A 12,849-nucleotide genomic window follows, 5' to 3' on the forward strand; every position below is an offset into this window, starting at 1 on the left:
ACATATGGAAAAAGTCAGAATCATTGAAGTTAAGGAAAGTATTTTTGCAGATAACAACAAGGAAGCGGATCGTCTCCGAGAAGAACTAAAGAAGGAGAAAACTTTTCTCCTTAACCTTATGTCATCGCCTGGAAGTGGAAAAACCTCAGTACTAATACGTACCATAGAAGCACTTAAGGATGATATGAGAATTGGTGTTATGGAGGCTGATATTGACTCCGCTGTAGATGCAGAGAAAATTGCCACCACTGGAGTCAAGTCCATTCAACTCCATACTGGTGGTATGTGCCATTTGGATGCTGGCATGACTCAACAGGGATTGAGGGAAATAGGCACAAAGGATTTAGACCTGGTTTTGTTGGAAAATGTGGGTAATTTGGTGTGCCCTGCTGAGTTCGATACTGGTGCGGTGAAGAATGCCATGATTCTATCAGTTCCTGAGGGACATGATAAACCCCTGAAATATCCGCTGATTTTTACCGTTTGCGATGTTCTTATTATAAATAAAATTGATGTAATGCCTTATTTTGATTTTGATATAGACAAGGTTAAGGAATATGCATATATGCGTAACCCTAAGCTGAAGATATTCCCCCTTTCAGCTAAGACAGGTGAAGGAATGGATGATTGGGTAGGTTGGCTCAGACAGCAAGTAAAGGAATGGAATCAGAATTAAAAATATTACAAAATGTAAAAAGTAAGGAAAAATTAGCGAAAAATGTTGTGGTAAAGATGGAAATAGGTTATAATGCAAATAAAGATAAATATAAAATAGAAAGCTTGACAAAAGCCTAGAATTTTATGACAAAGGCTTAAGTTACATATTCTATACAATCGGCAGCATGAAACCTCTATGAGACTAATGCATAGAGGTTTCTTTTTTTTAGATCCTTAAGTCAGGTTAAGAAAAAGCTGGGCTCAAAAGAAATGTTTAAAAGGAGATGTGGAAATGGGTTTTATTAACAATCTAAAAACCAGAACCAAGCTTTTATCTTCATTTGCTGTAATCCTAATCATTACAATAATAGTAGGCATTAATGGACTGTATACTGCCAATGAGCTGCATAAAAGCTTAGAGGATTTTTATGATAATTACTTTCATGCCAATATGATATTGGGCAAGATTCAAGTAAATCATGAAAAAGCAACAACGGAAATTCAAAGAATTATCTATAAGACAGCAGTTCTACAGGATGAAGCTGTAGTTGATGAAGCAGTGGAAGATCTGAATAAATTACTGGAAGAGAATAGTGTATATGTTAAGCAATATATGGAACTCGATCTTTTGCCAAAGGAACAGGAGCTTCTAAACAAGTTGACAGCAGTCAATACTAATTATCGTACTGTAAGAGATGAGATTATAGAAGCTTCAAGAAATAGCAACTTTGATTTGGCTGTGGAGATAAATGATCAGAGAGCAATGGATATGCGAGAAGAAATTGCCAGTATTTTGACTCAGATGAAAGAAGTAAATGATCAGGCTGCTGTGGATATAATGGCTTCTAATTTGGCAAAATTCAATAGTTCAAGAAATACAGCTGTTCTATTGCTAATTATTGCTTTTATAATTTGTTTGACTTGTACAATTCTATTAACGAGGATGGTTGCTAAACCAATTAGAGTCTTAGTAGCAGAAGCTCACCTTATGGCAGAAGGTGATTTTACTCATGAAATAGCAGATAAGATATTACATCGTAAAGATGAAATGGGAATGTTGGCCAAGGCTTTTAATGAAATGAGCTACAGAATTCATGCTATGCTTATAGATGTATCAAAATCAGTAGAGGAAACCAGCGCATCAAGCGAAGAACTCTCTGCTACTGTGGAAGAAGTCAGTGCACAAGGTGAAAACATAACTAGCTCGATCCAGCAAGTTGCATCAGGAATGGAAGAAATAAGTGCTTCTGTAGAAGAGGTAGCAACAGCTAGTTCTAGTATCAGAAAAAAGGCCAGTAAGATGGAGGAAGAAGCCATTGATGGAGAGAAAAAAGTAGAAGAAATTATGAAAAGGGCAGAAGAGATGAAGGATTCGGCTCGTTTATCCAAGGAAACAGCCATTAACATCTATAATATAAAAGAGCGGGAAATTAAACTGGCTATTGATGAGGTAGGGGTTGTAGGGGAAATTAATAAAATGGCGGATGTCATTACGGAAATAGCAGAGCAAACCAACCTATTGGCTTTAAATGCTGCCATAGAGGCGGCTCGTGCTGGTGAGCATGGACGTGGTTTTGCAGTAGTTGCCGATGAAGTTCGAAAGTTGGCCGAACACTCCGTTAGCACTGCAGGAGAAATTCATAAGGTAATAAAGCAAGTTAATGCTGCTGTTTTGAAGCTTTCTGCCAATACTGAGGAGATACTGAAGTTTATCGATGAGAAGGTCACACCTGACTATGACATGCTGGAGAAAACTGGTGAACAGTATGCTGAAGACGCTCTTTTTGTAAAAAGCTTGACTAATGAATTCGCTGCTGTTGCTTCTCAGATTGCTGCCTCAATTGAAGAAATAGGAAGAGCAATTGAAGAAGTATCTGCAACTGTTGAGGAGGCAACCGCATCTTCTGCAGAGATAAGCGACAGCTCGCTAGAATCAACTAAGGCCTTGGAGGAAGTGGCTAGTACAGCTCAGTCTCAGGCGGAAATGGCTGAGAAATTAAGCGCCTTGGTAGCCAGATTTAAAGTATAGCAACATTGATTGATTGTATCGGTACAAGTTTTTACATCATACTTATTGCCAAATCATAATATAATAATTTCATGTACAGGGAGATTATAAAGCAAATATTGAGCTTTAAATCTCTCTATATTTTTCTCATTTATTCATTGTTTTTATTCTGCAAGGATAGAGCATAACCAGCATTGACATTCGTTAATATAAAGTGATATAATGGAAAATATTTAACTAGCTAATAATTATGATGTTAATGATTAATGAGCTAATAAAAATATAAATATAAAGGCGGTGAAAATATGGATAATGACTGTATGAATAATATCGAGGATAGGAAAATTATATATCAACTAATTAATTTTGCTATTAAGCACAAGAAAATAATGCAAAATTATCTTGATGAGACCGGTGTCTACCAGGCCCAGCATCGTTTATTGATGGAAATATTTCATAACCAGAATGCCTCACAAAACCATATTGTTAAGTCAATGGATGTATCTGCAGCAACCATAGCTGTATCCTTGAAAAAATTAGAAAAGGGAGGATACATCAAGAAAGAAATGGATGAAGTTGATAACCGGCTCAACAAGATTACCATCACTGAGAAAGGAAAGAAGGTTGTGGAACAAAGCAAACAAATCTTTGATTCGGTAGACGGAAGGGTATTTGAGGGATTTACGGAAGAGGAGAAGCTTACATTGTTTCTTCTTTTGCAAAAGCTGAATGACAACTTGAATAGTATGGAAGATGAATTAAAATCGAAAAAAGAAAGGAAATAATGCAATGAGACGTTATTGGAAATACGCAAAACCATATTTGTCTGCATTTATCATAGGTCCCATTCTTATGATTGTAGAGGTTATCGGTGAAGTTGTGATGCCTCTTTTATTGAGCAATATCATAGATTATGGAGTAAATGGTGGCAGAGGTATTTATTATATAATAGCAATGGGTGTAACCATGGTAATAACAGCACTGGGCATGATGGCAGGTGGTGTTGGAGGAGCATATTTTGCCATCAAGGCATCTTCTGGATTTGCAAACGATTTGAGAAAAGATTTGTTCAATAAAATCCAGGAATTTTCCTTTACCAATATTGACCAATATAATACAGGTTCTTTGATTACACGTTTGACAAATGATATCACTCAAGTGCAAAACATGATTCAAATGATGTTAAGGTTGGCCTTAAGAGCACCTGGAATGCTTATCGGTGCCCTTATTATGGCCTTTTCACTCAATTCAAAACTGGCATTGGTTATTTTGTGTGTAATACCTTTGTTAGCTCTTGCGATTTACTTCATTTTGAAAGTAGCTTTTCCTAGATTTAAAACAATGCAGAAGAAGCTGGATGCGCTTAATACTGTCACGCAGGAAAATTTAATTAACATCAGGGTTGTAAAATCATTTGTTAGAGAGGACTATGAACAAGATAAGTTTTCAAAAGCCAATAAGGATTTAAAAGAAAGCACTGTAAATGCAATGAAGGTTGTCATATTTACTATGCCTCTTATGATGTTTGCCATGAATGTGACAACACTGGCTGTAGTGTGGTTTGGTGGAAATCAGGTAGTTGCAGGCAATATGACTACCGGTGTTCTCACTGCATTTATAAACTACGTTGCACAGATTCTCATATCTCTTATAATGGTTTCAATGATAATTTTAAACAGTTCCAGAGCTCTTGCATCTGCAAAACGTATCAATGAAGTTCTTTGCACGGACATTGACCTTACAGATGAAAAAGCTTTACACAAGGATATTACTGTTCAATATGGAAAAGTTGAGTTTAAGGAAGTGTATTTTAAATACTACAAAAACAATGAAAAATGGGTTTTGGAGAATGTAAACCTTGTGATCAATCCAGGAGAGACCGTTGGCATCATCGGTTCAACAGGATCTGGCAAATCTACTCTTGTGCAGCTAATTCCCCGATTATATGATGTAGACCGTGGAGAAGTGCTGGTTGATGGTGTCAATGTAAAAGATTATGCGCTCAAGAACCTTCGTAACGGAGTAGGTATTGTGCTCCAGAAAAATGTTCTGTTTTCCGGTACCATTAAAGATAATCTCAAATGGGGCGACGAAAATGCCAGTGATGATGAGGTATTTAAATGTGCAGAAAGTGCACAAGCCCAAGGATTTATCTCTTCTTTTGCAGAAGGGTATGAGACAGAGCTTGGCCAAGGCGGTGTCAATGTTTCTGGCGGACAGAAGCAAAGGCTATGTATAGCTAGAACTCTGTTGAAGAAACCAAAGATTCTGATTCTTGATGATAGCACCAGTGCAGTTGATACGGCAACAGAAGCAAAAATTAGAGAAAGTTTGAAAACAGAGCTGAAAGATACAACCAAAATCATCATTGCACAAAGAATTTCTTCCGTAATTGATGCAGATAAGATTATCGTTATAGATGATGGAAAGATTGTGGGCGTGGGTACTCACGGAGACCTGATGCAAAAATGTGAAGCATATAATGAGATTTATTACTCACAGATGGATAAGAAGGTGACAGCATAATGAGTTATATAAGTGAAAAAAGAAAAGAAGAGTTATTGCGAAGATATGGAAGCAAAAAGGAAAGCAATGCTAATATAATTGGAAGGCCAGGATTACCTAAAGGGCCGGGATCTAAAGGTCCAGGAGGACCACGTGGCTCCATAGGCGGTGGCAAACCAAAAAACGCATATGCCACCATAAATAGATTGTTAGCTTATATTGGACGGGATAAGGTTAAGATACTGTTTGTTTTCTCTTGTGTATTAGTCAGCAGCTTGGCCAGTTTAGCTGGAAGTTATGTTTTAAGACCTATAATTAATAATTTGGTGGCTGCAGACAGAACTGCAGAAGAGAAAATAAACAATCTTGTAGTTGGTATTCTTATAATGGCATGTATTTATATGATAGGAGTATTATGTTCTTACCTACAACAGAGAATCATGATAGGTGTATCCCAAAAGGCACTCATCAAAATCAGGGAAGATTTATTTGGCAAGATTCAGAAGCTTCCTGTTAAATATCATGATACGCATACCCATGGTGATGTCATGAGCCGTTTTACAAATGACCTGGACTCCGTTGGGGAAATGCTCAATAATACCATGTCCCAGATTTTTTCAGGTGTTCTTACCTTGATTGGTACTATAACACTGATGTTTGTTACAAATTGGATACTGGCGTTAGTAACTATTGTAACAGTGCCTTTATTGGTATACGCAGGAGGCATGATAGGAAAGCAAAGCCGAAAATATTTTATAGGTCAACAGCAAGCTCTTGGTGCAGTTAATGGATATATTGAGGAAACTGTTACAGGCCAGAAGGTAATAAAGGTATTCTGCCATGAAGAAACAGCCATGGGCGAATTTGAATTTTTAAGCGATGATTTGCGTAACAAGCAAATGAAAGCACAATTTTTCGGTGGTATTATGGGGCCTGTCATGGGAAATTTAAGCCAAATAAGTTATGCACTATCTGCAACCATCGGTGGCATTCTGTGCCTGACCAAGAATTTTGATATCGGTGGTCTTACAATTTTCACCAACTATTCAAGACAGTTTTCAAGACCTATCAGTGAACTATCAATGCAGATGAACACAATTTTCTCTGCGTTAGCAGGAGCAGAAAGAGTATTTGAAGTGATGGATGAGGCTCCTGAAACATCAGATCAGGAAGATGCAATAGAAATATGTGCTGAAGGAAATAGGGTGGAAGGAGCACAATTAATAAAAGGGGAAGTGACGTTGAAAAATGTTACCTTTGGTTATGTTCCTGGTAAGACCGTGTTAAAAAATATCAATGTAAAGGCAAAACCCGGACAAAAAATCGCATTTGTTGGATCTACAGGTGCAGGAAAGACAACCATTACTAATCTCATAAACAGGTTTTATGAAATTGAAGAGGGAGAAATATTGATAGATGGTATCAATATTAAGAATATCAAAAAGGATTCTTTAAGAAGAAATATAGCGATGGTACTTCAGGATACCCATTTATTCTCTGGTACAGTAAGAGAGAATATTAGATATGGGCGCCCAGATGCTACCGATGAAGAAGTTATTACAGCTGCTAAGATAGCATGTGCCCATTCCTTTATCGAAAGACTGCCCCAGGGATATGATACTGTATTGGAAGGAGATGGCGCTAATTTGAGCCAGGGTGAGCGTCAGCTTTTGAATATTGCACGTGCAGCTATATCAAAAGCACCTATTCTGATACTGGATGAAGCAACCAGCTCTGTAGACACAAGGACAGAAAAGCATATTGAACGTGGTATGGACCAGCTAATGAAAAACAGAACTACCTTTGTAATCGCCCATAGGTTATCTACTGTTCGAAATGCTGATCAGATTATAGTGCTAGAACATGGGGAAATTATAGAGCAAGGTACTCATGATGAACTTATTAAGATGGGAGGAAGATATTATCAGCTTTATACCGGAGCCATTGAGCTGGATTAAGAGTATACAAAAGTGAAATTAGACTGTTAGTAAGTGTTAAATATAAGATGCTTTGAATTTTAGTTAAAAAATAATGCACTAAAAGGATCTACTATACAATATCCATTTTATGCATTATTTTTTGTTGATTTATATATCAATGATTGATATAATAAATATATCAATCATTGATATATAGAGGTGTATTATGGCAAAGATAAGTCCTTATGAAACGGGAGAATTGACTGATAGTATTTTTCTAATACTTTTAGCAACACTTAAACCAATACATGGATATAGGATAATGCAGGAAGTTATGGATATGACAGATGGTATTATAGTGATTGGTCCTGCAACTATGTATACTACACTTAAAAAGCTAAAGGATGCTGGATGGATTATGGATGTTGGTGAAGAGGATTCAAAGATAATCTATGAGATAACCGAAGAGGGAAGAAAAATATTAAAGAATAACTTTGATTATCGTAAGAATCTGATATCTATTGCAGAAAAGTGGTTGGGAGGTAAAAATCATGGCTAAATATAAAATGTGCAGTGGTCTAGCAATGATGCCTGAACACGATATGAAGCTTTTGAAAGACATGAGTAAAAAAGGATGGCATTTAGTTGGAATGAAGGGATTGCTCTATCGTTTTGAGAAAGGTGATCCATGCGATTATGATTATGCTTTAAACATGGAGCTGACAATAGATAAGGATATGCTGTCCTATTATGAAGCAAGCGGTTGGCATCCTGTAGTTATTGGACCTGGTTATCAGATTTTCAGAGCAAAGGAAGGAACAGTTCCTATTTTCAGTGATAAAGCTTCAGAAGAAGAAGTACTTCTCAGGAATCAAAAGCAGAGCGGTAAATGGGCCAGTGTTTTTGGAATTTTGCTTGCTGCATGGCTTATAATTATGAGAATGATTGACCTAGGATTTATTGAATCAATAGTGTTGATAGCCATAAGTACTTGCTTTGTTTTTACATTTTTGCCATACCTGGGCTTTAGCAGATCCTTAAGAAAGTTACGCAAAAATATTAGTTAATAGTTGAAAACACTTAAAAACGCTCACAAAGAAAAGATTTTTATTTACAACCCATTCCAGCATGATGTTTCAAGTGAAGAAAGTTGTATTCAGATGTTAAGGGTAGTGAATGAGAAATGAAGACACATTGGAATGTTAATATATAATGCAGATATTACAGGTGATCATAAGCTAACTGATCAAGTTTTCAATACTGCTGCTAAAGATGCGGTACTGTCATGACAAAGAAAGACACCATCACATATGTCTATGATAATATCCATGTTAACTCTGTACATCCTGGTGTAGTTATATTATTGGAACACAACTTGTAATAGATGGCGGTTGTATGGATCAATAATCATAGAAATAAATTATCTTGATATAATACTTCCAAGGTAAATAGTTTAATAAACAGATTATTTGCTTGGAAGTATTTTTTGTGATAAAACATAATATAGTAAACATATGACCATATGGTAAGAAGCTTATTGTAATTTAAGTCAACCAATTACTAAAATCACAAATATTTAGACTCAATTTACTATAGAAATAAAGGAAGGAAAGCTATTTATGAAAACCTTGATCATTTATCATTCCACATATAGAAAAAATACTGAAAAGATTGCACAGATGTTTGCTGAAAAATATGGCTTTGAATTAATAGATATAAAAAATGCAGTGAATGTTAACGTCAGTGATTATGATCTTATAGGCTTTGGTTCAGGGGTATACAAAGAAAATCTGTCACCAAAATTATTTAAGCTGGTTGAAAGCTTGGATTTGAAAGATAAAAATGTATTTGTGTTTTCAACTAGTGGAGTTGGAATGAAACTTTATAACAGTAAATTGATTAGATTGTTAGAATCAAAGGGAGCAATAAACAAGGGAAGCTTTGCTTGCAAGGGAAGCTTTACAGCAAGCGACTTTAGCGATAAAAAGATTTTTGATGTTTTTGGGAAGTTATCACAAGGACATCCTAATGATAAAGATTTCAGGAATGCAGAAAAATTTATTAAAAGCATACTATAGATATTTTTTCAAAATTCTTCACTAGATTGTAATTTTTGTGAGCTTTAATATTATGAGCAATATTACATTGTTAAACTAGTTTTTGATTTGGGAGTTTTTTGAAAGTAAACATACTGAAACCATAAATAATAGGACTAAAGATATGCTTGATTTTGGCATTTAATTGCTTGATAATGTAAATATTAGAAGTATTATATTGTTATACTTTATTGAAGGATACATTATTTTATGCAATATTGTTAAAATAAGCACTTTTGCTTATTTTAATTTATCATTAATACCATAACAACTGAATCTCCCCATAATACAGGCTACTATATGGGGAATTTGCAGAGTTGATTACTCATATTATGAGGAGATGGTCTTATGGCAATTAAGATTGCCATCTGCGATGATAACTCAGAGGATGCGCTGCTCCTGACAAAAGCCCTTTACAACTATGACAATACCTTTGAGATTAGCATCTATACAAGAGGGGAAAAGCTGATTAAAGACTTTCTAGGTTCCAAAATATCTGTAGATATTCTTTTTTTGGACATTTATATGCCTGGAGTAGATGGTGTGGAAATTGCTCAGAGAATAAGCAGAATGAAAAAGGACATCAAGATTATTTTCATTTCATTGAGCAAGGATTATTTTCAGCAGGCATATGAGGTATTTGCCTTCAATTATATATTAAAACCCATAGACATAAAAAGACTATATTGTGTGTTAGATCGTGCTGTAGATGAGATTAATAGTCAAAGCAGATATAAAATCAGTATCAAATATAAGTCCACCATATACAGCATTGATTGGCGTGATATCCAGTTCATAGAAAGTCAGGACAAGCTTATATTGTTTCATATGTCAGATGGAAGTAATGTGCAGTGCTATGGCAAGCTTGATGAAATAGAACAAGAGTTGCCAGAGGAAGCATTCATAAGGTGTCACCAGAGTTTTATTGTAAATGCTGCTCATATCACTAAAATGGGCGAGACACATTTCAGCATCGGACAGGTTATGATTAGCATATCAAAAAAGCGCTTAAAGGATGCAAAAGAAAAATACTATGCTTACTTATTCTCTCATATGGGAAGAGGATTTTTGAAATGAAAGAGTCAAAGTATATAAAAGCTAATCTGATTTTAGGACTGGTCTTTGTAATATTACTTACTCATATACCTGTTGTTTATACTGTTTTTTATCATTTCTTTACCGATGCTCCTGAGGCAATTGACGGAAGTATAGATTTAAAAAAGCTTTCTCCTGATAGAGCAATAATTCTTGACGGGAACTGGGAATTTTTTTGGAATCGTCTGATTGTCACTGACCTTCAGCAAGAGTATAAGCAGGATTTTTTTATAAGAGTTCCCGATTATTGGTCAAAGTACAGAATTGACGGAGAATGGCTGCCCGCTGAAGGTTTCGGAAGTTATCGGCTTACTTTGAAAGGGTTGGAGTATCCCAAGCCTATAACAGTTTACTTGCCGGATTTTGGTTGCGCCTATCGCGTATTTATTGATGGAATTATGACTGCTGAGAGTGGTACTGTATCAAAGGATGTTGAAGAAATAAATACAGTTCCAAAAGCTAAGATTTACCCTGTTACACTGTCACCAGGTGAAGATCACGAATTGGTTATTGAGGTGGCAAGCACACGATTTTCTGGACTTTATATGGCTCCAGTTTTAAAGGATCATGATCAAACCATAAAGGAAAACAGTGACAGAACCAACATTAGATTTATTCTTTTTGGAACAGTTTTGTTTTCATTTTTTGTATTGATTGTCATATACATGCTGTTTTCACGTAAAGGAGTATATTCAGCTTGGCTTCCCGCTATAGCATTTTTAGTACTCATGCGTCTCATGTTGACCACTGAGTTCTACAGCTTCTGGCAGAAGAAGATATTTTTTAATCTTTCTTATGAAGCTACCAATGATTTGATGTTCCTTGCCACATTTCTGCTGAAACTGCTAATGATTTTTTTGGTTCAGGAGCAGTTTGGAGTTGCTTTTTTGCGTAAGGAGAAGTATGGATTTCTACTTTATTATACTATCATATATCTGGTGTATTATTTTACTCCTTATGGTATCTATAATCGCTATCTGACTATCCTACTGCCTGTCTCTGCTTTTGCCATAGAGTTTCATTGCTTTTTTAAGGTATATTATGGACGGCATAATCTAAAAAAGCACGGTATTTTGGTTTACTGGGGGACTATCCTTGCTATTTCAGGATTGATTATCGACTGCTATTATATAAACGGCAATATTTATTTCAATATGTCACTGGCTCTGATAATATCCCTTTCCGTGTACATGATAATACTATGCTTAGTATATGCATTCCGAATAGGGAGTATATATAATGACTATGTAGTATCGTCTTTCCAGCTTATGCAGGCGAAGAGTCAGATTGCTATACAAAAAGAGTATTATAATGCATTAAGTGAGCAGATGAATGAGATTCGCCAGATAAAATACGATATCCGCCACTTTATCGGTGTAATCAAGATGCTTTCTGAGGATGGTCGTTACGATGAATTAAAACGCTTTTTGCACGAATACGATGAAATTACGGAAACAGAACCCCTTCCAGTATTCTGCGATAACGCTGTAGCTAATTCTATTTTGGGATATTACTCTTTAATGGCAAAGAAAGGACATATTCAGTTTAATTGTAATTGCAGCATTCCAAAGAGGCTGCCTATAAGCGACAGTGATCTTTGCATTGTTTTGGGTAATGCGGTAGAGAATGCTATGGAAGCATGTAATAAGATAGATAGTCAGCAAGAACGGTTTGTGTCCATAGAGGCAAGAGCAATAAATGACCAATTTCTTATAAAAATTGAGAATTCCTATAATGGCTTTATTAATATTCAAGATGGAAGCTGTATCACAACAAAAAGTGAAAAGTCTCATGGATTTGGAATGAAAAATATTAGAAGGATAGTAGAATCTAATGGTGGATTTATGAAAACAGAACATAACGGGAGGATTTTCACTCTTATGGTGGCTTTTCCTAATATATTAGATAATGGTGGAGAGGCTGTCCTGGAATTAATATAATTATATACTCTGCAAACTATTTGCAGGTTTTTTATGTCAATTAAAAATAGCATAGGTATACTGAAGTGTTTGTCTGTAAAAAGACCAAAAGACATGGTTTATTAGCATAAGAAGCCAGTAAAGCAATAATTGCTTTTGCTGGCTTCTACAATTTTACAGGTACTTTTCTCTATCTAATTTCGCCAAAATAAAGGTTATTTTCGCAATTTATTATATTTTTCCATACTTTTTCTTTATAATATATGAGAGGTGATTACGATGTTATATCGGATCTACCCACAGACTGAGACTCTGAAATTTTATCGAGAGCCTCACAGCGGAATCAAACTTCCTTACCGGACAGTAAAGGAAATGAAAAAACTTTACCCTGATGAAAATTTTACAATAATCGGGGAAATCGGTGGTATTGCACAACCTCATAATGATGCAGATTGTCTTCTTATAGCCGATGAAAAGCCAATTCCCATCCTGCCGCGGGGCAGCCTGATAAAACCCTTTGAATGGATCGCTGGATATGTTGAAGTGGAGAAAGACATCTACCTGGCCGCAATTAGGAGCTTGATTTCCATCTTCTACTAGGTGTAGCAGACATCTTGGACAAGCTCACAGAAGTTTTTCAAATTAGAAAC

Annotated in this window: 12 protein-coding genes; all 12 read left to right on the plus strand. The window is 35.7% G+C overall.

The window, feature by feature from the left end; all coding sequences use genetic code 11:
- The first annotated feature begins 4 nt into the window (after positions 1-4).
- Positions 5-676, plus strand: coding sequence for a hydrogenase nickel incorporation protein HypB (gene hypB, locus BUB48_RS04675; RefSeq protein WP_073025093.1), 672 nt, complete (start codon positions 5-7; stop codon positions 674-676).
- Positions 661-795 (plus strand): hypothetical protein, encoded by a 135-nt coding sequence (locus BUB48_RS18810; RefSeq protein ID WP_278308945.1) that lies wholly within the window; start codon positions 661-663, stop codon positions 793-795. The genes hypB and BUB48_RS18810 overlap by 16 nt, the downstream gene beginning before the upstream one ends.
- Before the next feature lie 154 nt (positions 796-949).
- On the plus strand, positions 950-2,686 hold the full coding sequence (locus BUB48_RS04680) for a methyl-accepting chemotaxis protein (protein WP_073025094.1): 1,737 nt from the start codon (positions 950-952) through the stop codon (positions 2,684-2,686).
- 284 nt (positions 2,687-2,970) lie between these two features.
- Positions 2,971-3,450, plus strand: a complete 480-nt coding sequence (locus BUB48_RS04685; protein ID WP_073025095.1) for a MarR family winged helix-turn-helix transcriptional regulator — start codon at positions 2,971-2,973, stop codon at positions 3,448-3,450.
- 4 nt (positions 3,451-3,454) lie between these two features.
- Positions 3,455-5,191: an ABC transporter ATP-binding protein gene (locus BUB48_RS04690; RefSeq protein ID WP_073025096.1), complete on the plus strand. Its 1,737-nt coding sequence runs from the start codon at positions 3,455-3,457 to the stop codon at positions 5,189-5,191.
- Positions 5,191-7,128: an ABC transporter ATP-binding protein gene (locus BUB48_RS04695; protein ID WP_073025097.1), complete on the plus strand. Its 1,938-nt coding sequence runs from the start codon at positions 5,191-5,193 to the stop codon at positions 7,126-7,128. Before BUB48_RS04690 ends, BUB48_RS04695 begins: the two co-directional genes overlap by 1 nt.
- 187 nt (positions 7,129-7,315) lie before the next feature.
- On the plus strand, positions 7,316-7,648 hold the full coding sequence (locus tag BUB48_RS04700) for a PadR family transcriptional regulator (RefSeq protein WP_073025098.1): 333 nt from the start codon (positions 7,316-7,318) through the stop codon (positions 7,646-7,648).
- Positions 7,641-8,156 (plus strand): DUF2812 domain-containing protein, encoded by a 516-nt coding sequence (locus tag BUB48_RS04705; RefSeq protein ID WP_073025099.1) that lies wholly within the window; start codon positions 7,641-7,643, stop codon positions 8,154-8,156. The genes BUB48_RS04700 and BUB48_RS04705 overlap by 8 nt, the downstream gene beginning before the upstream one ends.
- A gap of 552 nt (positions 8,157-8,708) precedes the next feature.
- A complete protein-coding gene (locus BUB48_RS04710) occupies positions 8,709-9,167 on the plus strand; it encodes a flavodoxin domain-containing protein (protein ID WP_073025100.1) in 459 nt (152 codons plus the stop codon).
- 366 nt (positions 9,168-9,533) lie between these two features.
- Positions 9,534-10,262: a LytR/AlgR family response regulator transcription factor gene (locus BUB48_RS04715; RefSeq protein WP_073025101.1), complete on the plus strand. Its 729-nt coding sequence runs from the start codon at positions 9,534-9,536 to the stop codon at positions 10,260-10,262.
- Positions 10,259-12,220 carry an ATP-binding protein gene (locus tag BUB48_RS04720; RefSeq protein ID WP_073025102.1) on the plus strand — a complete coding sequence of 654 codons (1,962 nt, stop codon included), beginning with the start codon at positions 10,259-10,261 and terminating at the stop codon, positions 12,218-12,220. The genes BUB48_RS04715 and BUB48_RS04720 overlap by 4 nt, the downstream gene beginning before the upstream one ends.
- A 258-nt stretch (positions 12,221-12,478) precedes the next feature.
- Complete coding sequence (locus tag BUB48_RS04725) at positions 12,479-12,799, plus strand: hypothetical protein (protein WP_073025103.1); 321 nt, start codon at positions 12,479-12,481, stop codon at positions 12,797-12,799.
- The last annotated feature ends 50 nt before the right edge of the window (positions 12,800-12,849 follow it).

The sequence above is a fragment of the Lutispora thermophila DSM 19022 genome, assembly GCF_900142105.1.
GTDB lineage: Bacteria > Bacillota > Clostridia > Lutisporales > Lutisporaceae > Lutispora > Lutispora thermophila.